This window comes from Burkholderia sp. AU15512, from assembly GCF_002223325.1.
Taxonomy (GTDB): domain Bacteria; phylum Pseudomonadota; class Gammaproteobacteria; order Burkholderiales; family Burkholderiaceae; genus Burkholderia.
The window spans coordinates 1,865,164-1,885,730 of record NZ_NKEX01000003.1 but is presented as its reverse complement, the minus strand read 5'-3'; the positions used below and the strand labels follow the sequence as shown (position 1 = coordinate 1,885,730).

General features: G+C 65.8%; 19 protein-coding genes. 16 read left to right on the top strand and 3 right to left on the bottom strand.

All coding sequences use genetic code 11. The features are described from left to right. Positions 1 to 9 precede the first annotated feature (9 nt). Together CFB43_RS11395 and map are read right to left on the bottom strand one after the other, a co-directional pair. Entirely contained in the window at positions 10 to 2,586 is a 2,577-nt protein-coding gene (locus CFB43_RS11395) for a [protein-PII] uridylyltransferase (RefSeq protein ID WP_089495102.1), read from the bottom strand. Positions 2,587 to 2,631: 45 nt separating this feature from the next. Continuing rightward, positions 2,632 to 3,447 (bottom strand): type I methionyl aminopeptidase, encoded by an 816-nt coding sequence (gene map, locus CFB43_RS11390; protein WP_012328760.1) that lies wholly within the window; start codon positions 3,445 to 3,447, stop codon positions 2,632 to 2,634. A gap of 378 nt (positions 3,448 to 3,825) precedes the next feature. Here map and rpsB point away from each other — a divergent pair, with 378 nt between their 5' ends. The 16 genes from rpsB (at position 3,826) to CFB43_RS11305 (ending at position 19,446) form a co-directional block, all read left to right on the top strand. Further along, positions 3,826 to 4,566: a 30S ribosomal protein S2 gene (gene rpsB / locus CFB43_RS11380; RefSeq protein WP_006752149.1), complete on the top strand. Its 741-nt coding sequence runs from the start codon at positions 3,826 to 3,828 to the stop codon at positions 4,564 to 4,566. Positions 4,567 to 4,728: 162 nt separating this feature from the next. Beyond that, a complete protein-coding gene (gene tsf / locus CFB43_RS11375) occupies positions 4,729 to 5,610 on the top strand; it encodes a translation elongation factor Ts (RefSeq protein WP_089495101.1) in 882 nt (293 codons plus the stop codon). Positions 5,611 to 5,773: 163 nt separating this feature from the next. Continuing rightward, on the top strand, positions 5,774 to 6,487 hold the full coding sequence (gene pyrH / locus CFB43_RS11370; protein ID WP_011352459.1) for a UMP kinase: 714 nt from the start codon (positions 5,774 to 5,776) through the stop codon (positions 6,485 to 6,487). A gap of 91 nt (positions 6,488 to 6,578) precedes the next feature. Beyond that, positions 6,579 to 7,139, top strand: coding sequence for a ribosome recycling factor (frr, locus tag CFB43_RS11365; RefSeq protein ID WP_039342717.1), 561 nt, complete (start codon positions 6,579 to 6,581; stop codon positions 7,137 to 7,139). Positions 7,140 to 7,188: 49 nt separating this feature from the next. Continuing rightward, complete coding sequence (uppS, locus tag CFB43_RS11360) at positions 7,189 to 7,971, top strand: polyprenyl diphosphate synthase (protein ID WP_006478494.1); 783 nt, start codon at positions 7,189 to 7,191, stop codon at positions 7,969 to 7,971. Continuing rightward, positions 7,965 to 8,786, top strand: a complete 822-nt coding sequence (locus CFB43_RS11355) for a phosphatidate cytidylyltransferase (protein WP_089495100.1) — start codon at positions 7,965 to 7,967, stop codon at positions 8,784 to 8,786. The genes uppS and CFB43_RS11355 overlap by 7 nt, the downstream gene beginning before the upstream one ends. A gap of 15 nt (positions 8,787 to 8,801) precedes the next feature. After that, entirely contained in the window at positions 8,802 to 9,998 is a 1,197-nt protein-coding gene (locus CFB43_RS11350) for a 1-deoxy-D-xylulose-5-phosphate reductoisomerase (RefSeq protein WP_089495099.1), read from the top strand. 11 nt (positions 9,999 to 10,009) lie between these two features. Then, positions 10,010 to 11,380, top strand: a complete 1,371-nt coding sequence (rseP, locus tag CFB43_RS11345) for an RIP metalloprotease RseP (protein ID WP_089495098.1) — start codon at positions 10,010 to 10,012, stop codon at positions 11,378 to 11,380. A 61-nt stretch (positions 11,381 to 11,441) separates the two neighbouring features. After that, positions 11,442 to 13,751: an outer membrane protein assembly factor BamA gene (bamA, locus tag CFB43_RS11340; RefSeq protein WP_089473095.1), complete on the top strand. Its 2,310-nt coding sequence runs from the start codon at positions 11,442 to 11,444 to the stop codon at positions 13,749 to 13,751. A 64-nt stretch (positions 13,752 to 13,815) separates the two neighbouring features. Then, positions 13,816 to 14,313 (top strand): OmpH family outer membrane protein, encoded by a 498-nt coding sequence (locus CFB43_RS11335; protein ID WP_011352452.1) that lies wholly within the window; start codon positions 13,816 to 13,818, stop codon positions 14,311 to 14,313. Between the two features lie 16 nt (positions 14,314 to 14,329). Further along, entirely contained in the window at positions 14,330 to 15,409 is a 1,080-nt protein-coding gene (gene lpxD, locus CFB43_RS11330; protein ID WP_089425683.1) for a UDP-3-O-(3-hydroxymyristoyl)glucosamine N-acyltransferase, read from the top strand. Between the two features lie 129 nt (positions 15,410 to 15,538). Next, the gene (gene fabZ, locus CFB43_RS11325; protein ID WP_011352450.1) at positions 15,539 to 16,006 is read left to right on the top strand and encodes a 3-hydroxyacyl-ACP dehydratase FabZ; all 468 of its coding nucleotides are present in this window, start codon (positions 15,539 to 15,541) and stop codon (positions 16,004 to 16,006) included. A gap of 58 nt (positions 16,007 to 16,064) precedes the next feature. Continuing rightward, on the top strand, positions 16,065 to 16,853 hold the full coding sequence (gene lpxA, locus CFB43_RS11320; protein WP_089495097.1) for an acyl-ACP--UDP-N-acetylglucosamine O-acyltransferase: 789 nt from the start codon (positions 16,065 to 16,067) through the stop codon (positions 16,851 to 16,853). Positions 16,854 to 16,856: 3 nt separating this feature from the next. Then, positions 16,857 to 18,026, top strand: coding sequence for a lipid-A-disaccharide synthase (gene lpxB, locus CFB43_RS11315; RefSeq protein WP_089495096.1), 1,170 nt, complete (start codon positions 16,857 to 16,859; stop codon positions 18,024 to 18,026). After that, entirely contained in the window at positions 18,023 to 18,667 is a 645-nt protein-coding gene (gene rnhB, locus CFB43_RS11310) for a ribonuclease HII (protein ID WP_089425680.1), read from the top strand. The genes lpxB and rnhB overlap by 4 nt, the downstream gene beginning before the upstream one ends. After that, entirely contained in the window at positions 18,664 to 19,446 is a 783-nt protein-coding gene (locus tag CFB43_RS11305; RefSeq protein WP_089473091.1) for a TrmH family RNA methyltransferase, read from the top strand. Before rnhB ends, CFB43_RS11305 begins: the two co-directional genes overlap by 4 nt. 96 nt (positions 19,447 to 19,542) lie before the next feature. Here the strand turns inward: CFB43_RS11305 and ppsR are convergent, their stop codons facing one another. Next, entirely contained in the window at positions 19,543 to 20,358 is an 816-nt protein-coding gene (ppsR, locus tag CFB43_RS11300) for a posphoenolpyruvate synthetase regulatory kinase/phosphorylase PpsR (RefSeq protein ID WP_011352445.1), read from the bottom strand. Positions 20,359 to 20,567: the final 209 nt, after the last annotated feature.

Sequence of the window (20,567 nt, the reverse complement as noted above, 5' to 3'; positions counted from 1 at the left end):
GGGATTCATTCAGACTGCGATCGCACGCAGCAATTCGGTTTCGAGCTGGATCTGCAGGCGGTTGTCGGACAGGCCGGCACCCGCGAGCAGGAAGATGTCCTCGACGCGTTCGCCGAGCGTATTGATCCGCGCCGCGTGGACGCCGATCCGATGCTCGGCGAGTACGCGCGCGATCGAATAGAGAAGGCCTGGCCGGTCGTTGGCCGACACGGACAGGATGTAGTACTGGCCGCGTTCGTCGGCCCGCAGGTCGACGCGCGGCGTGATCGGAAACGTCCGGGACAGCCTCGACAGGCGGCCCTTGGACGGCTCCGGCAGCGGTGCGGTTTCGGTGAGTCGCGACGCGAGTTGCTGCTCGACGAGATTCGCGATGTCGCGATACCGCACGTCACGTTCGGTCTGCGTGACGATGAAGTTGTCGAGCGCATAGCCGTGCCGCGTCGTGCTGACGCGTGCGTCGAGCACCGACAGCCCGTTGCGGTCGAAATACGCGCAGATGCCCGCGAACAGGTCGGGGCGATCCTTCACGTATACGAGCACCTGCAGCGCGTCGCCGATCGGCGACGGCCGCGCGCGGACGATCGCGGTTTCGGCATTCACGTGCCGGTACAGCACACGTGTCTGCCACGCGATGTCGGCCGCGTCGTGACGCAGGAAGAAGCCGACATCGAGCTGATCCCACAGCGCGCAATGCGCATCGTCGGGCACGGTCTCGAGACGCAGCAGCGCAAGCGCCTGCTCCTGCCGCGACTTCAGCTCCGAATGCGCGTCGGGGTTGGCCCCGCCGAGCACCGCGAGCGTGATGCGGTACAGATCCTCGAGCAGCTTGCCCTTCCACGTGTTCCACACCTTCGGGCTCGTGCCGCGGATATCGGCGACGGTCAGCAGGTACAGCGCGGTGAGGTACCGCTCGTTGCCGACGACTTCGGCGAAGCGCTTGATGACTTCCGGGTCGCTCGTGTCCTGCTTCTGCGCGACCTGGCTCATCGTCAGGTGATGCTGGACGAGCCACACGATCAGCGCTGCATCGTCGCCGGCAATGCCGTGCTCGCGGCAGAAGCGCCGCGCATCGGCCATCCCGAGCGTCGAGTGATCGCCGCCGCGGCCCTTCGCGATGTCGTGGAACAGTGCCGCGACATACAGCACCCACGGGCGCTCGAAGTTGCCGATCAACTGGCTGCAGAACGGATATTCGTGCGCGTGCTCGGCCACCGCGAAGCGGCGGATATTGCGCAACACCATCAAGATGTGCTGGTCGACCGTGTACACGTGGTACAGGTCGTGCTGCATCTGGCCGACGATGCGGCGGAAGTTCAGCAGGTAGCGGCCGAGCACACTCGTCTGGTTCATCAACCGGAACGCGTGCGTGATTCCTTCGGGTTGCTGAAGGATCCGCATGAACGTGTCGCGGTTCTGCGGATCGCGGCGCCACGTGTTGTTCATGATCTCGCGCGAGTTGTACAGCGCGCGCAGCGTGCGGGCGGACAGGCCCTTCACGCCGCGGGTCGTCTCGTACAACAGGAACGCTTCGAGGATCGCGTCGGGGTGGCGTTCGAACACGCCGTCGTCGACGATCTCGAGCATGCCCTGCTTTTCGACGAAGCGGTCGGGCGACAGCACGCGCGTGATGCCGCTCGTCGCGGGGAACAGCTGCGCCTCGATGTTCTGGATCAGGATCGTCGCGAGCTGCGTGACGGCTTTCGCGGCCCAGTAATAGCGGCGCATCAGCTGTTCGCTCGCGCGCTTGGCCTGCGTCGCCTGATAGCCGAAGCTCTCGGCGGCCTGCGTCTGCAGGTCGAACACGAGCATGTCCTGGCGGCGGCCGGCGATCACGTGCAGCCGCGCGCGCAGCGTTTTCAGGAAACCTTCGTTGCGGCGCAGCTCGCGCGCCTCGCGATCGGTGATGAGACCACGCGTGTCGAGCTCGCGCCAGCTGCTGCCGAAACCGGCCGCGCGCGCGATCCACAGGATCGTCTGCAGGTCGCGCAACCCGCCGGGGCTTTCCTTCACGTTCGGTTCGAGGCTGTAAGGCGTGTCCTGGAACTTCGCGTGGCGCTGGCGCATCTCGAGCACCTTCGCGGTGAAGAACGCGCGGGCGTCGAGCGCCTCGTGGTAGCGCACCGTGAAGCGTTCGAACAGCGCGGTGCTGCCGACGATGCGGCGCGCTTCCAGCAGCGAGGTCTGCACCGTGACGTCCTGCGACGCCTCCTCGATGCACTGCGCGACCGTGCGCACGCTGCTGCCGATCTCGAGGCCGAGATCCCACGCCATGCCGATGAAGCGCTCGATGCGCGCGTCGAGGGCCGGATCGTGCGCATCGGGCAGCAGCACGAGGATGTCGACGTCGGAATAGGGCGCGAGTTCGCCGCGCCCGTAGCCACCGACGGCGACGAGCGCGAGCGTGGCGGGCAGCCCGCAGTCGTCCCACACGCGCTTCAGCGCTTCGTCGGTGAGTTTCGACAGCGCGTGCATCAGCGACGCGACGTTCGCCGCGCGGCGAAAGCGCTCGAGCATCTCCGCTTTGGCGGCCTTGAATTCGGCGCGCCGCGACAGCGCTTCGGGCGAGGGGGCTGCGTGAGCGCTCATGGGCGGCCGTTCAGGTGCGGGTGGGGCGGGCTGGCGCGACGGCGCTCAGACGGCGGCGGCCGGTTGCGCGAACACCGGGCGCGCCGGCGTGCCGGCCGACACGGTCAGCACCTCGTAGCCGGTTTCGGTGACGAGCACCGTGTGCTCCCACTGCGCCGACAGGCTGCGGTCGCGCGTCTTGACCGTCCACTGGTCGGGCATCGTGCGGATGTCGCGCTTGCCGGCGTTGATCATCGGCTCGATCGTGAAGATCATCCCGGCCTTCAGTTCGATGCCGGTGCCCGGGCGGCCGTAATGGACGACCTGCGGATCTTCGTGAAACACCGTGCCGATGCCGTGGCCGCAGTATTCGCGCACGACGCTGTAGCCCTGCGCTTCCGCGTGCTTCTGGATCGCGTAGCCGATGTCGCCGAGGTGCGCGCCGGGCTTGACCTGGTCGATGCCGAGCCACATGCATTCGTAGGTGGTCTGCACGAGGCGCTTCGCGAGGATCGAACCCTCGCCGACGATGAACATGCGGCTCGTGTCGCCGAAGTAGCCGTTCTTGATCACGGTGATGTCGATGTTCAGCGCATCGCCGTTCTTGATCACCTTCTCGCCGGGAATGCCGTGGCAGATCACGTCGTTGACCGAAATGCAGGTGGCCTTCGGGTACGGCGGGTAGCCGGGCGGCTGGTAGTTCAGCGGCGCCGGGATCGTGCCCTGTTCGTTGAGCATGAACTCGTGGCAGAGGCGGTCGAGTTCGGCGGTCGTGACGCCCGCGACGACGTGCGGCGTGATGAAGTCGAGCACTTCGCTCGCGAGACGGCAGGCGACGCGCATCTCGGCGATATCGTGTTCGTTTTTGAGCGTAATAGCCATCGAGGTATGCCTGGAATGCGGTGAATTGACGGATTATCGCACCTTCTGGCAGGCCTCGCAGCCCCTGCCGGCGGTGCGGATGCGGGTTTTCGCGGATTGTCCGGCCGGCTGCCGCGCGGCAAGCGAAAGAGGTGAGCGACTTGAGAGCGGACAAATCGGCGTGCTATACTCTTTGGCTAAGTCGATATCCAATTGCCGAGCTTGCCCCATGTTGGGGCGGCATGACGGATGGAAGGCTTGCGGCACGGGCGTTTGCACGTGCCGAATCGCAAGCCGGCGCAACCAGGGTGCCGGCCGCGCGGCATTCGCGCCCTTCGGGGTGGGATCGCGCGGCGGTACGGCGGCCGGCTTAAGACCCAACCCTCGTGGAGAATTTACATGGCAGTTACGATGCGCCAAATGCTGGAAGCGGGTGTCCACTTCGGTCACCAGACGCGCTTCTGGAACCCGAAGATGGCTCCGTTCATTTTCGGTCACCGCAACAAGATTCACATCATCAACCTCGAAAAGACGCTGCCGATGTTCACGGACGCACAGAAGTACGTGCGCCAGCTGGCAGCGAACCGCGGCACGATCCTGTTCGTCGGCACGAAGCGTCAATCGCGTGACACGATCGCCCAGGAAGCGCAGCGCGCAGGTATGCCGTTCGTCAACGCACGCTGGCTCGGCGGCATGATGACCAACTTCAAGACGCTGAAGGTATCGATCAAGCGCCTGAAGGACATGGAAGCGGCAGTCGAGGCAGGCGAGCTCGAAAAGATGAGCAAGAAGGAAGCGCTGCTGTTCGAACGCGAAATCGCCAAGCTGCAAAAGTCGATCGGCGGCGTGAAGGACATGGGCGGCATTCCGGACGCGATCTTCGTCGTCGACGTCGGCTACCACAAGATTGCTGTCACCGAAGCGAACAAGCTGGGCGTGCCGGTCATCGCCGTGGTCGATACGAACCACTCGCCGGAAGGTGTGGATTACGTGATCCCGGGTAACGACGACTCGAGCAAGGCAGTCGCGCTGTACGCCGAAGGCGTGGCCGATGCGATCCTCGAAGGCCGTGCGAACGCGGTCAACGAAGTGGTCCAGGCCGCACGCGGCGACGACGAGTACGTCGAGGAAAACGCGTAACTGGCCCCGAGCCGGCGCAAAAAGGGGGCTCTCAACAGGCCCCCTTTTTTTAAGCTTGTGCGCCGGACCTGATCGCGCCGAATCGGCGCGGGTCCGGAAACGAATCTCGGCCGTTCGCGTCCAAGCGGGCGGCGTTGTGAATACAGACTCAAGGAGCGAATGATGGCGGCAATTACCGCAAGCATGGTGGCAGAACTGCGCGCAAAGACCGACGCACCGATGATGGAGTGCAAGAAGGCGCTGACGGAAGCCGACGGCGATCTGGCCAAGGCTGAAGAGCTGCTGCGCGTCAAGCTCGGCAACAAGGCGAGCAAGGCGGCATCGCGCGTGACGGCAGAAGGCGTCGTCGCATCGTTCGTCGGCGGCAACGCAGGCTCGCTGGTCGAACTGAACTGCGAAACCGACTTCGTCGCGAAGAACGACGACTTCCTCGCATTCTCGAAGACGGTTGCAGAACTCGTCGCGACGCAAAACCCGGCCGACGTGGCTGCGCTGTCGGCGCTGCCGCTCGAAGGCTCGACGGTCGACGCAGTGCGTCTGGCGCTGGTCGGCAAGATCGGCGAGAACGTCTCGATCCGCCGTTTCGTCCGTTTCGAAACCGCGAACAAGATCGCAACGTACCTGCACGGCGCGCGTATCGGCGTGATCGTCGAGTACACGGGCGCGGAAGAGCAGGTCGGCAAGGACGTCGCGATGCACATCGCGGCAATGAAGCCGGTCGCGCTGTCGTCGGCCGACGTGCCGGCGGAACTGATCGAGACGGAGCGCCGCGTGGCCGAGCAGAAGGCTGCGGAATCGGGCAAGCCGGCTGAAATCGTCGCGAAGATGGTCGACGGCAGCGTCCAGAAGTACCTGAAGGAAGTGTCGCTGCTGAACCAGACGTTCGTGAAGAACGACAAGCAGACGATCGAGCAGATGCTGAAGGCAGCGGATGCCGCAGTGCAGAAGTTCGCACTGTTCGTCGTCGGCGAAGGCATCGAGAAGCGCCAGGACGACTTCGCCGCCGAAGTGGCCGCGCAAGTCGCAGCAGCAAAGCAGCAGTAAGCCGTAAGCAGTCAGGCAGTATCCGCGGCGGGCGTCCGCTCCGCCGCGGTCGGCGCCGCCGCCGGCCGGCCGGGAAACCCGGTCCGACCGTCGGCGCTTGCCCGAATCAGTATTTCGCCCCTACAGTTCGTGGTTGTCATCCTCTCGTCGCTCGGAAGCCCCTATGTCCAATGCCTATAAACGCGTCCTCCTCAAACTCTCCGGCGAAGCGCTGATGGGCGACGATGCCTTCGGCATCAATCGCGCGACGATCGAACGGATGGTGGCCGATATCGCCGAAGTCGTGCGTCTCGGTACGCAGCTCGCGGTCGTGATCGGTGGCGGTAATATTTTCCGCGGTGTCGCGGGTGGCGCGGCCGGCATGGACCGCGCGACGGCAGACTACATGGGGATGCTCGCGACGATGATGAACGCGCTGGCGCTGCAGGACGCGATGCGCCACGCCGGCATCGAGGCGCGCGTGCAGTCCGCGCTGCGGATGGACCAGGTCGTCGAGCCGTACATCCGGCCCCGCGCGATCCGCCAGCTCGAGGAAGGCCGCGTCGTGATCTTCGCGGCCGGTACGGGCAACCCGTTCTTCACGACGGACACGGCCGCCGCGCTGCGCGGGTCGGAGGTGGGCGCCGAGGTCGTATTGAAGGCGACCAAGGTCGATGGCGTATATTCTGCCGATCCGAAGAAGGATCCGTCGGCCACGCGTTACACGACGATCACTTTCGACGAGGCGATCAGCCGCAACCTGCAGGTGATGGACGCGACGGCCTTTGCGCTGTGCCGCGACCAGAAGCTGCCGATTCGCGTGTTTTCGATCAACAAGCCGGGCGCGCTCAAGCGCATCGTGCTGGGCGAGGACGAAGGTACGCTCGTCCACGTGTAAACTCCCGCGGATGCGGGCCATCGGCCGCGGCGCACCCGATGCGCCGGGCAGGGCCCGTGTTCTTTGAAGGTTAGAAGGTTCGGAGGTTGAAATGAGTGTCGCTGATACCAAGAAGGGCGTCGAGCAAAAGATGCAGCGCTCGATCGAAGCGTTCAAGAACGATCTGGCAAAGATCCGTACGGGCCGTGCACACACCGGTCTGCTCGATCACGTGCAGGTCGACTACTACGGCTCGATGGTGCCGATCTCGCAGGTCGCCAACCTGACGCTCGTCGATGCGCGCACGATCGGCGTGCAGCCGTGGGAAAAGAACATGGTCGCGAAGGTCGAGAAGGCCATTCGCGAAGCCGACCTGGGCCTGAACCCGGCCACCGCCGGCGACCTGATCCGCGTGCCGATGCCCGCGCTGACGGAAGAGCGCCGCCGCGAGCTGACCAAGGTCGTCAAGAGCGAAGGCGAAACGGCCAAGGTCGCGATCCGCAACCTGCGCCGCGACGCGAACGAAGCGCTCAAGAAGCTCGTGAAGGACAAGGAAATCTCGGAAGACGACGAGCGCCGCGCGAGCGACGACGTGCAGAAGCTGACCGACAAGCACGTTGCCGAAATCGACAAGCTCGTGCAGAGCAAGGAAGCCGAGATCATGACGGTCTGACGACCGTCCTCGCGCGCCGCCTTCTTCCCGCATTACTGTCTCAACGGCCATGACCTATACCAGCTCTACCGTTCGCGTGCCTGACGTCGGCGTCGTGCCGCGTCACATCGCGATCATCATGGACGGCAACGGCCGTTGGGCGACCGAACGCCGCTTGCCGCGCGTCGCGGGGCACACCCGCGGCGTCGATGCCGTGCGGGCGGTGGTCGAAGGCTGCGCGCGCGCCGGCGTCGAGTACCTGACGCTGTTCGCGTTCAGTTCGGAGAACTGGCGCCGTCCGAACGACGAAGTGTCGTTCCTGATGCGCCTGTTCATCACCGCGCTCGAGCGCGAGGTCGGCAAGCTTCACGCGAACGGGATCCGCCTGCGTGTCGTCGGCGATCTCGACCGCTTCGAGCCGCGCATCCGCGAGCTGATTCGCCGCGCCGAAACCAAGACGGCGCGCAATACCCGTCTTACGCTCACCATCGCGGCCAACTACGGTGGCCGGTGGGACATCCTGCAGGCGACGAAGAAGCTCGTCGAGCAAGCCGTGCGCGAGGGTCGCGAGGTCGAAGTGACCGAGGACGCATTCGCGCCGCACCTGGCGATGGCCTATGCGCCGGAGCCCGATCTCTTCATCCGTACCGGTGGCGAGCAGCGCGTCAGCAACTTCCTGCTGTGGCAACTCGCGTACGCCGAATTCTATTTCACCGACAAATACTGGCCGGATTTCGACGGCGCGGCGCTGGCCGACGCCATGGCGTCGTATACGGAGCGCGAGCGCCGTTTCGGCCGCACGAGCGCACAGCTCGAACCGCAATCGCAGAACGCCGACTCCCTTTCATGCTGAAAACCCGTGTGATCACGGCGATCGTGATGCTGGCGGTCCTGCTGCCGGTGACGCTGTTCGCGCCGCTCGCCGCGTTCGGCGCGCTGATCGGCGTCGTGCTCGTGTTTGCCGCGTGGGAATGGGCGCGCCTGCTCAAGCTCGGCGGCGCCGGCCCGGTCGTCTATGCAGTAGTCGCGGCGCTGGCGCTCGCGGCAACGGCGCCGCTCGGCGTCGATGCGGCATCGTCCCGTCCCCTTTTCATGGCAGCCGGCGTGTTCTGGCTGCTAGTCGGCCCGTTCACGCTGCGGCGCAAGCCGGCGCTCGCGGGCGGCGTATGGCGGCCGTTCCTGCTCGCGGCCGGCCTCGTGGTCTTCGCGGCCTGCTGGCATGCGCTCGTCGCGGCGCGTGCGCAGGGCGTACCGTTCGTGCTGTCGCTGCTTCTGGTCGTCTGGCTCGCCGATATCGGCGCATACTTCGCGGGCAAGGCCTTCGGAAAGCGTAAACTGGCCATCACGATCAGCCCCGGCAAGAGCTGGGAAGGCGCGATCGGTGGTTGGCTCGCCGTGATGGTCCTCGCCGGTGTCGCGATGACCGTGCATGCGTTCGAGCCGACCCTGTTTTCCGCGTTCGCCGTGCGCTACGGGATGCCCGGCGCATGGGCCGCACTGACGCTGCTGGTCGCATACAGCGTGATCGGCGACCTGTTCGAGTCGTTGCTGAAGCGGCAGGCGGGCGTGAAGGATTCGAGCGGACTGCTGCCAGGCCATGGCGGCGTGCTCGACCGTGTCGACGCGCTGCTGCCGGTGCTGCCGCTCGCGATGCTGCTGCTTGGTTAAACCACTCATTCTGTTATGCAAAAACGCCTGACATTGCTCGGTTCCACGGGCTCCATCGGAGACAGCACGCTCGACGTCGTCGCGCGCCATCCCGAGCGCTTCTCGGTCTATGCGCTGACCGCACACCGCAACGGCGACAAGCTGGTCGAGCAATGCCTGCGCTTCACGCCCGAGGTGGCGGTGGTGGGCGATGCCGAGACGGCCGCGCAGGTCGACGCGAAACTGCGCGCGGCGGGCAGCAAGACGACCGTGCTGCACGGGCCGCAGGCGCTCGTCGACGTGTCGAAGAGCGATGGCTGCGACACGGTGGTCGCGGCGATCGTCGGGGCGGCCGGCATGGCGCCGAGCCTCGCGGCCGCGCGCGCCGGCAAGCGCATCCTGCTCGCGAACAAGGAGGCGCTGGTGATGTCGGGCGCGATCTTCATGGACGCCGTGCGCGACCATGGCGCGATCCTGCTGCCGGTCGACAGCGAACACAACGCGATCTTCCAGTGCATGCCGCGCGACGCGGCCGAGCATGGCGGGATCTCGAAGATCATCCTGACCGCGTCGGGCGGCCCGTTCCGCACGCGCGAACCGGCCACGCTCGTCGATGTGACGCCGGACGAGGCGTGCAAGCACCCGAACTGGGTGATGGGCCGCAAGATCTCGGTCGATTCCGCGACGATGATGAACAAGGGCCTCGAGGTGATCGAGGCGCACTGGATCTTCGGGCTGCCGGGCGAGCGCATCGACGTGCTGATCCACCCGCAGAGCGTGATTCATTCGCTCGTGTCGTATCGCGACGGCTCGGTGCTCGCGCAGCTCGGCAACCCCGACATGCGCACGCCGATCGCGCACGCGCTCGCGTTCCCCGAGCGTGTCGATGCGGGCGTCGAACAACTCGATCTCGCGCAAATTGCCCAGCTGTCGTTCGAGAAGCCCGATTACGCGCGCTTCCCGTGTCTCGCGCTTGCGCTGAAGGCGCTCGAGGAAGGCGGCATCGCGAGCGCCGCATTGAACGCGGCGAACGAAGTCGCGGTCGAAGCGTTTCTCGAGCGCCGCATCGGCTTCATGGCGATTGCGGCGACGGTCGACGCCGTGCTCAACGCGCTGCCGAACCGTACGCCCGACGGGCTCGAGGATGTCCTGGCGGCGGATGCCGAGGCACGCCGCCTCGCCGCCGAGATCATTGCGAAAGCGCCTGCGCCACGCGTGGAGCGCACTGTCTGAATGGAGTGCTCATGAACGTGCTGGTCGAACTGATCGCGTTTGCGGTGGCGATCGGGGTGCTGGTCGTCGTGCATGAGTACGGACACTATCGCGTCGCGCGCTGGTGCGGCGTGAAGGTGCTGCGTTTCTCGATCGGCTTCGGCCAGCCCGTCGCGCGCTGGGTCAGCCGCAGGACGGGCACCGAGTGGACGCTGTCGGCGCTGCCGCTCGGCGGCTATGTGAAGATGCTCGACGAACGCGATCCCGGCCCCGGCATCGCGCCCGAGGAGCTCGGCCAGGCGTTCAACCGGCAGTCCGTCTACAAGCGCATCGCGATCGTTGCAGCCGGGCCGATTGCCAACTTCCTGTTGGCAATCGCGCTGTTTTCCGTCGTATTCGCCACCGGTGTAACCGAGCCGGCCGCGATCGTCGCACCGCCGGCCACCGGCACGGTGGCGGCGCGCGCGGGCTTCGACGGCAGCGAGCAGATCGTGTCGATCCGCAACGCGCAGGGCGGCGAGGCCGAGCCGGTGCGGTCGTGGTCGGACCTGCGCTGGAAGCTGCTGGCCGCTGCATTCGATCACCGCGAGATCGTGCTCGGCGCACGCGATGGCAACACGACGTTCGACTTCCGCGTCGACCTCCGCCATGTTCCCGAAAGTCAGCTCGACGACGATTTCATGGCCCATCTGGGCTTCGAGACCGGCGGCGGCACGCTGTCGGTCGCGTCGGTGCAGCCCGGCAGCGCGGCGGAGCAGGCGGGCCTGAAGACCGGCGACAAGCTGGTCGCGCTCGACGGCAAGCCGATCGGCGGCGCGTCACGCTTCATCGATTTCGTGAAACACCATGCGGGCAAGCCGCTCGACCTGCAGATCGAGCGCGACGGCGCCGCGCAGACGGTGTCGATCGTGCCGCAGATGCAGCGCGACGACGAATCGGGGCAGCAGGTCGGCCGCATCGGCGCGGCGCTGTCGATGCATGCGCCGTCCGTCGACGTGCGATATGGGCCGATCGAAAGCCTGCAGCTCGGCGCACACCGTACGTGGGACATCTCCGTGTATTCGCTGAAGATGTTCGGGCGCATGATCACGGGCAACGCATCGCTGAAGAACCTGTCCGGCCCGGTGACGATCGCGGACTACGCGGGCAAGAGTGCGCGGCTCGGTCCGTCGGCGTTCCTGTCGTTCCTCGCCCTTGTCAGCATTAGCCTTGGCGTCCTGAACTTGTTGCCGATTCCCGTTTTGGACGGGGGGCATCTGTTATATTATGCGGTTGAAGCCGCGACCGGGAAAGCCGTCTCGGAGCGCTGGCAGCTGATTCTGCAAAGAGCCGGGTTGATCTGCATCGTCGCATTGTCGGCGATCGCGCTGTTCAACGATCTGGCTCGGTTAATCCATTTCTGAAGCGTCAGGCGGCGGCCGCTGGGCAGCCGCCTGATTTGATGCAGCTAAATATTGGGGATGCATGTTGTTCAAACCTCATCGCTTTGTACCTAAGACAGTTGCAGCGGCCGCGCTCGCCGCGCACGGCCTCGCGGCCCATGCAGCGGCACCGTTCGTGGTGCAAGACATCAAGATCGAGGGGCTGCAGCGCGTCGAAGCGGGTTCGGTGTTCGCCTACCTGCCGATCAAGCAGGGCGATACCTTCACGGACGACAAGGCATCCGAAGCAATCCGCGCGCTGTACGCGACGGGCTTCTTCAACGACGTACGCATCGCCACGCAGGGCAACGTCGTGATCGTGCAGGTGCAGGAGCGTCCGGCCATCGCGTCGATCGACTTCACCGGCACGAAGGAGTTCGACAAGGACAACCTGACGAAGGCGCTGCGCGCAGTCGGCCTCGCCGACGGCCGCTACTACGACAAGGCGCTCGTCGACAAGGCGGAGCAGGAACTCAAGCGCCAGTACCTCACGCGCGGCTTCTACGCGGCCGAGGTCAAGACGACGGTCACGCCGGTCGACGCAAACCGCGTGTCGATCCTGTTCGCGGTGGCCGAAGGCCCGAGCGCGAAGATCCGCCAGATCAACTTCATCGGCAACAAGGCCTTCAGCACCAGCACGCTGCGCGACGAAATGCAGCTGTCGACGCCGAACTGGTTCTCCTGGTACACGAAGAACGACCTGTACTCGAAGGAAAAGCTCACCGGCGACCTCGAGGCGGTGCGTTCGTACTACCTGAACCGCGGCTATCTCGAGTTCAACATCGATTCGACCCAGGTGTCGATCTCGCCCGACAAGAAGGACATGTACCTGACGGTCACGCTGCACGAAGGCGAGCCGTACACGGTGTCGGGCATCAAGCTGTCGGGCAACCTGCTCGATCGCGAAGCCGAACTCAACAAGCTGATCAAGATCAAGCCGGGCGATCGCTTCTCGGCCGAAAAGCTGCAACAGACCACCAAGTCGATCGTCGACAAGCTCGGTGAGTACGGCTACGCATTCGCGACCGTCAACGCGCAGCCGGACATCGACCAGGCGAACCACAAGGTGAACCTGAACCTCGTCGTCGATCCGAGCCGCCGCGTGTACGTGCGCCGCATCAACGTCGTCGGCAACACGCGCACGCGCGACGAAGTGGTGCGCCGCGAAATGCGCCAGCTCGAAAGCTCGTGGTTCGATTCGAACCGCCTCGCGCTGTCGAAGGATCGCGTGAACCGTCTCGGCTACTTCACCAACGTCGACGTGACGACGCTGCCGGTCGAAGGCACGAACGACCAGGTCGACGTGAACGTGAAGGTCGACGAAAAGCCGACCGGCGCGATCACGCTGGGCGCCGGCTTCTCGTCGACGGACAAGGTCGTGCTGTCGGCGGGGGTGTCGCAGGACAACGTGTTCGGTTCGGGTACCAGCCTGTCGGTGAACGTCAACACCGCGAAGAGCTACCGTACGCTGACCGTCACGCAGGTCGACCCGTACTTCACGGTCGACGGCATCAAGCGGATCACGGACGTCTACTACCGCACGTACCAGCCGCTCTACTATTCGACGAGCTCGAGCTTCCGGATCATCAGCGCGGGCGGCAACCTGAAGTTCGGCATCCCGTTCTCGGAAGTCGACACCGTCTACTTCGGCGCGGGCTTCGAGCAGAACCGTCTCGACGTCGATTCGAACACGCCGCAGAGCTACCAGGATTACGTGAACCAGTTCGGCCGCGTGTCGAACACGGTGCCGCTGACGGTCGCGTGGTCGCGCGACGCGCGTGACAGCGCGCTGATTCCGAGCCGCGGCTACTTCACGCAGGCGAACATGGAGTACGGCGTGCCGGTCGGCAAGATCCAGTACTACAAGGCCGACCTGCAGGCCCAGTACTACTATTCGTTCTCGCGCGGCTTCATCCTGGGCCTGAACCTGCAAGGCGGCTACGGTAACGGTATCGGCAACCCGTACCCGATCTTCAAGAACTACTACGCGGGCGGTATCGGCTCCGTGCGTGGCTACGAGCCGAGCTCGCTGGGCCCGCGCGACACGAAGACGAACGACCCGATCGGCGGTTCGAAGATGGTCGTCGGCAACATCGAGCTGACGTTCCCGCTGCCGGGCACGGGCTACGACCGCACGCTGCGCGTGTTCACGTTCCTCGACGGCGGTAACGTGTGGGGCAACGCACCGGGCGGCACGAGTACGGGCGCCAACGGCCTGCGTTACGGCTACGGTGTGGGTCTCGCGTGGATCTCGCCGATCGGCCCGCTGAAGCTGAGCCTCGGGTTCCCGCTGCAGAAGCACGAAGGCGACCAGTACCAGAAATTCCAGTTCCAGATCGGGACGGCGTTCTGATCGAACGCATGACAACAGCAACGAGAGGGTAATTTTGCTAACCGGTAAGTTTTCGAAACGAGTGATGTGCGCGCTGACCGTTGCGCTGGCCTTGGGCGCGGCAACGGTGCACGCACAGGACGTCGCCCGCATCGCGGCGGTCAATTCGGATCGGATCCTGCGCGAGTCGGTGCCCGCGAAGGCGGCGCAGACGAAGCTCGAAGCCGAGTTCGCGAAGCGCGACAAGGATCTGCAGGATCTGGCGGCGCGCCTGAAGTCGATGTCCGATTCGCTGGACAAGAACGGCGCGTCGCTGTCGGCGGCCGACCGCGCGCAGAAGCAGCGTGACCTCGCCCAGCTCGACACCGACTTTCAGCGCAAGCAGCGCGAGTTCCGCGAAGACCTGAACCAGCGCCGCAACGAGGAGCTGGCGGCTGTGCTCGAGCGGGCGAACAAGGTCATCAAGCAGATCGCCGAGCAGCAGAATTACGACCTGATCGTGCAGGAGGCCGTGTACGTCAGCCCGCGCATCGACATCACCGACAAGGTGCTCAAGGCGCTCGCGTCCGGCTCGACGAACTGAACGGAGCAGACGACGAATGGCATTGACGCTTGAGGAACTCGTAAAGCGGTTCGGCGGCGAGATCGCCGGCGACGCACAGTGCAAGGTGGGCGGGCTCGCACCGCTCGACCAGGCAGGCCCGCAGCAACTCGCGTTCCTCGCGAATCCGAAGTACCTGTCGCAGGTCGAGTCGACCCGCGCCGGCGCGGTGCTGATCGCGCCGAAGGATCTGGAAAAGCTGGGCGCGGCCGCAAGCGGTCGCAACTTCATCGTCACGCCGAATCCGTACGCGTACTTCGCGCGCGTCGCGCAGATGTTCATCGACCTGGCCACGCCGCAGCGCGCCGCCGGCGTGCATCCGAGCGCGACGATCGATCCGGCCGCGCAGGTCGCCGCGAGTGCCGTGATCGGCCCGCACGTGACGGTCGAGGCCGGTGCGGTGATCGAGGACGGCGTGCAGCTCGACGCGAACGTCTTCATCGGCCGCGGCACGACGATCGGCGCGGGCTCGCACCTGTATCCGAACGCGTCGGTGTACCACGGCTGCAAGGTCGGCCCGCGCGCGATCATCCATGCGGGCGCGGTGATCGGCTCCGACGGCTTCGGCTTCGCGCCGGATTTCGTCGGCGACGGCGATGCGCGCACCGGCAGCTGGGTCAAGATCCCGCAGGTCGGCGGCGTCACGATCGGCCCGGACGTCGAGATCGGCGCGAACACGACGATCGATCGCGGCGCGATGGCGGATACCGTCATCGAGGAATGCGTGAAGATCGACAACCAGGTGCAGATCGGCCACAACTGCCGGATTGGCGCCTATACGGTGATCGCCGGCAGCGCCGGGATCGCGGGCAGCACGACGATCGGCCGCCACTGCATGATCGGCGGCGCGGCCGGGATCGCCGGCCACGTGACGCTCGGCGACTATGTCATCATCACCGCGAAGTCGGGCGTATCGAAGTCGCTGCCGAAGGCCGGCATCTATACCAGCGCGTTCCCGGCCGTCGACCATGGCGAATGGAACAAGAGCGCCGCGCTCGTGCGCAATCTCGACAAGCTGCGCGAGCGCATCAAGGCGCTCGAAGCCGCGCTCGCCGCCCAGGGCGGCACGGACGCCTGAGCGCATCATGCGAGACCTCGAACCGGGTACGGCCAGCGCAACCGGCCCGGTTTGCCAGACTGGGCCGCACGCCGGCCCACTTCAGCCTTTGCATCACCACCGCGCAGCCTCTGCGTGAGACGAACCATCATGAGCACTGAAAAAATCAATCTCGACATCCACAAGATCCTCACGCTGCTGCCGCATCGCTACCCGATTCTGCTCGTCGATCGCGTGCTCGAACTCGAACCGCACAAGGGCATCAAAGCGCTGAAGAACGTGTCGATCAACGAGCCGTACTTCCAGGGGCATTTCCCGAAGCGGCCGGTGATGCCGGGCGTGCTGATCCTCGAAGCGCTCGCGCAGGCCGCGGCGCTGCTGACCTTCTCGGAAGAGCAGCCGAAGGATCCGGAGAACACGCTGTACTACTTCGTCGGGATCGACGGCGCACGCTTCAAGCGTCCGGTCGAGCCGGGCGACCAACTGATTCTGAACGTGACGTTCGAACGCTACATCCGCGGCATCTGGAAGTTCAAGGCGGTGGCGGAAGTAGACGGCAAGGTGGCGGCGGAAGCCGAACTGATGTGCACGGTCAAGACGACCGACGTGGCGCCCTGAGCGACGCGGCACGGACAGGCAACGCAACGCGACACATCACATCGAGAGGCAACGGCGCATGACCAGGATTCATCCCACCGCGATTGTCGAACCGGGCGCGCAGATCGACGAATCGGTCGAGATCGGCCCGTACGCGATCATTGGTCCGCACGTCACGATCGGCGCGCGTACGACGATCGGCTCGCACAGCGTGATCGAAGGCCATACGACGCTCGGCGAGGACAACCGCATCGGCCATTACGCGTCGGTCGGCGGTCGTCCGCAGGACATGAAGTACAAGGACGAGCCGACGAAGCTCGTGATCGGCAGCCGCAACACGATCCGCGAGTTCACGACGATCCACACGGGCACCGTGCAGGACGTCGGCGTGACGACGCTCGGTGACGACAACTGGATCATGGCCTATGTGCACATCGGTCACGACTGCACCGTCGGCAACCACGTGATCCTGTCGAGCAACGCCCAGATGGCCGGCCACGTCGAGATCGGCGACTGGGCGATCGTCGGCGGGATGTCGGGCGTTCACCAGTTCGTGCGCATCGGCGCGCACTCGATGCTGGGCGGCGCATCGGCGCTCGTGCAGGACATTCCGCCGTTCGTGATCGCGGCCGGCAACAAGGCCGAACCGCACGGGATCAACGTCGAAGGGCTGCGCCGGCGCGGTTTCTCGCCCGACGCGATCTCCGCGCTGCGCAGCGCATACCGCCTGCTGTACAAGAACGGCCTGTCGCTCGAGGAGGCGAAAGTACAGTTGCGCGAACTGGCGGCGGCGGGCGGCGAGGGCGACGCACCCGTGAAGGCGCTCGTCGAGTTCATCGACGCGTCGCAACGCGGCATCATCCGCTAAGCGATGCCGCTTCCGACCTCTCAGCTCCGGCTCGCGATGGTGGCCGGCGAACCGTCGGGCGACCTGCTCGGCGCGTCGCTGCTCGGCGGGCTGCGCGAGCGGCTGCCCGAATCGGCCCAGTACTACGGGATCGGCGGGCCGCGCATGATCGCGCAGGGCTTCGATTCGCACTGGCAGATGGACAAGCTGACCGTGCGCGGCTATGTCGAGGCGCTGGGCCAGATTCCCGAGATCCTGCGGATTCGCGGCGAGCTGAAGCGCCAGTTGCTCGCCGAGCGGCCGGACGCGTTCATCGGCGTCGATGCGCCCGACTTCAACTTCAACGTCGAACAGGCGGCGCGCGATGCGGGCATCCCGTCGATCCACTTCGTGTGCCCGTCGATCTGGGCATGGCGCGGCGGCCGGATCAAGAAGATCGCGAAGTCCGTCGATCACATGTTGTGCCTGTTCCCGTTCGAACCGGCGATTCTCGACAAGGCAGGCGTTGCCTCGACCTACGTCGGCCATCCGCTCGCCGACGAGATTCCGCTCGAGCCCGACACGCACGGCGCGCGCATCGCGCTCGGACTGCCGGCCGACGGCCCGGTGATCGCCGTGTTGCCGGGCAGCCGGCGCTCGGAAATCGCACTGATCGGCCCGACCTTCTTCGCGGCGATGGCGCTGATGCAGCAGCGCGAACCCGGCGTACGGTTCGTGATGCCGGCGGCCACGCCCACGCTGCGTGCGCTGCTGCAGCCGCTCGTCGACGCGCATCCGCAGCTCGCGCTGACGATCACCGACGGCCGCTCGCAGGTCGCGATGACGGCTGCCGACGCGATCCTCGTGAAGAGCGGCACGGTCACGCTGGAAGCCGCGCTGCTGAAGAAGCCGATGGTGATCTCGTACAAGGTGCCCTGGCTGACCGGGCAGATCATGCGCCGGCAGGGTTACCTGCCGTACGTCGGCTTGCCGAACATCCTGGCGGGGCGTTTCGTCGTGCCCGAGCTGCTGCAGCATTTCGCGACGCCCGAGGCGCTCGCCGATGCGACGCTCACGCAGCTGCGTGACGATGCGAACCGCCGCACGCTGACCGAAGTCTTTACCGAAATGCATCTTTCGCTGCGGCAGAACACGGCCGTGAAGGCGGCCGAAGCGGTCGTGCGCGTGCTTGAACAACGCAAGGGGCGCGCATGACCGCAGTCCGTGCACCACGCCGCCGCGCGTCGAGCGACGTGCAGGGCGGTTTCGATTTCAGCCGTCCCGACGAGATCGTCTGCGGCGTCGACGAAGCGGGCCGCGGCCCGCTCGCGGGGCCGGTGGTGGCCGCCGCGGTGATCCTCGATCCGGCGCAGCCGATCGACGGGCTCGACGATTCGAAGGCGTTGTCCGCGAAGAAGCGCGACGCGCTGTACGAGCTGATCGTCGCGCGCTCGCTGTCGTATTGCGTCGCGTCGGCGAGTGTCGACGAGATCGACACGCTGAACATCCTGCACGCGACGATGCTCGCGATGAAGCGGGCGGTCGAAGGGCTGTCGGTCCTGCCGACGCTCGCGCAGATCGACGGTAACCGCTGTCCGACGCTGACCGTGCGCGCCGAGGCGATCGTCAGCGGCGACGCGCTCGTGCCGAGCATCTCGGCCGCGTCGATCCTCGCGAAGGTCACCCGTGACCGCATGCTCGTCGACCTGCACGAACGCTTCCCGGTGTACGGCTTCAACGTGCATGCGGGCTACGGCACCGTGAAACACCTTGCGGCGCTGCGCGAGCACGGCCCGTGCGAAGCCCATCGGCGTTCGTTCGCGCCGGTTCGTGCGGCACTCGACCTGATTCGATGAAAAGCATTACTTCCCGTGACAACCCGCTGTACAAGCGCCTGAAGGCGCTCGCGGGTTCGACGTCCCATCAGCGCCGCGGCGGTCAGGCGCTGCTCGAAGGATTCCATCTCGCGAGCGCATACCTCGATACGGGCGCGACGCCCGAGCTGTGCGTCACGACCGAAGGCGCACTCGGGCATGCCGAAGCGCAGGCGATCGTCGCGCGCATCGATGCGCAGCGGATCGTCACGCTGCCCGACGCGCTGTTCGGGCAGTTGTCGAACGTCGTCAACGGCGTCGGCTTCCTGCTGCTCGTCGACCGGCCGGCGCAGCCGCTGCCGGCGCGCGTGACGCAGTCGTCGGTCGTGCTCGACGGCGTGCAGGACGCCGGCAACGTCGGCTCGATCCTGCGCAGCGCGGCGGCCGCAGGCGTGCGTCACGTGTTCTGTGCGCCGGGCACCGCGTATGCGTGGTCGTCGAAGGTGCTGCGCTCGGGCATGGGCGCGCATTTCCTGCTGTCGATCCACGAGGACGTCGACGCCGGCGCGCTCGCCGAGCGCCTCGCTGTGCCGGTCGCGCTGACCGACTCGCATGGCGCGCAGGCAGTTTATGACTGCGACCTGTCGGGGCCGGTTGCCTGGGTGTTCGGCAATGAGGGGGCGGGTGTGTCGGCGTTCTGGCGCGACGCGGCCACGCATCGCGTGACGATCCCGCAACCGGGCGGGATGGAGTCGCTGAACGTCGCGGCCGCGGCCGCGGTCTGCCTGTTCGAGCAGGTGCGTCAGCAGCGGCGTGCGTGACGCCACACGCGTGCTCGCTCCGCACCATGAAAAAGGCCGCGTTCGACGCGGCCTTTTCGTTTCCAGTGGCGACCAGGCGGCCGCCAGCGCTCCGGCTTAGTACGACTGCCGGTCGAGACGGATTTCCTGCAGGATCGTTGTCGCGATTTCCTCGATCGACTTGTGCGTCGACGACAGCCACTTGATTCCCTCGCGGCGCATCATCGCTTCGGCTTCGTTGATCTCGTAGCGGCAGTTCTCGGGCGCCGCGTATTTGCTGCCCGGCCGGCGCTCGTTGCGGATCTCGGACAGGCGCTGCGGGTCGATCGACAGCCCGAACAGCTTCTCGCTGTACGCGGCGAGCGCCGACGGCAGCTTGCCGCGCTCGAAATCTTCGGGAATCAGCGGATAGTTGGCCGCCTTCACGCCGTACTGCATCGCGAGATACAGGCTCGTCGGCGTCTTGCCGCTGCGCGACACGCCGACGAGGATCACGTCGGCTTCCGACAGGTTGCGGTTCGACTGGCCGTCGTCGTGCGCGAGCGAGAAGTTGATCGCCTCGATCCGGGTCTTGTATTCCTCGGTGTCCGCGTTCTGGTGGCCGCGGCCCATCGCGTGGCTCGACTTGAGCTCCAGTTCCTGCTCGAGCGGTTCGACGAAGCGCTGGAACATGTCGAGCACGAGTGCGTTCGAGCGCTTGACGATGTCGTTCGACTCGCTGTCGACGAGCGTCGTGAACACGATCGCGCGGCGGCCGTCGTGCACGGCGGCCTCGTTGATCTTCTCGACGGTCGCATAGGCCTTGTCGAGCGAATCGACGAACGGCACGCGCACGAGACGGAATTTCTGGTCGAACTGGGAGAGGATCGAATGCGCGAAGGTTTCGGCAGTGATCCCGGTGCCGTCGGAGACGATGAATACGGTAGGCAGCATGAATCTGGGCGTCGAACGTGAAGGGCGGTTGCGCGGGCGGCTGGAGGTTCGCCTCCAGACGCAGTGACAAGGTCGCGCCACATCCGGCAGCCGGCACGGTAGAATAGCGGCAACCTGTTGGATAAGCAATTGCGGGGGCAGGGCGCGAACGGCGCCCCAGGCTTCGCCGCTCGATTCCAAAATTCCCGGCAAGTTTGGCGATTTGTCTG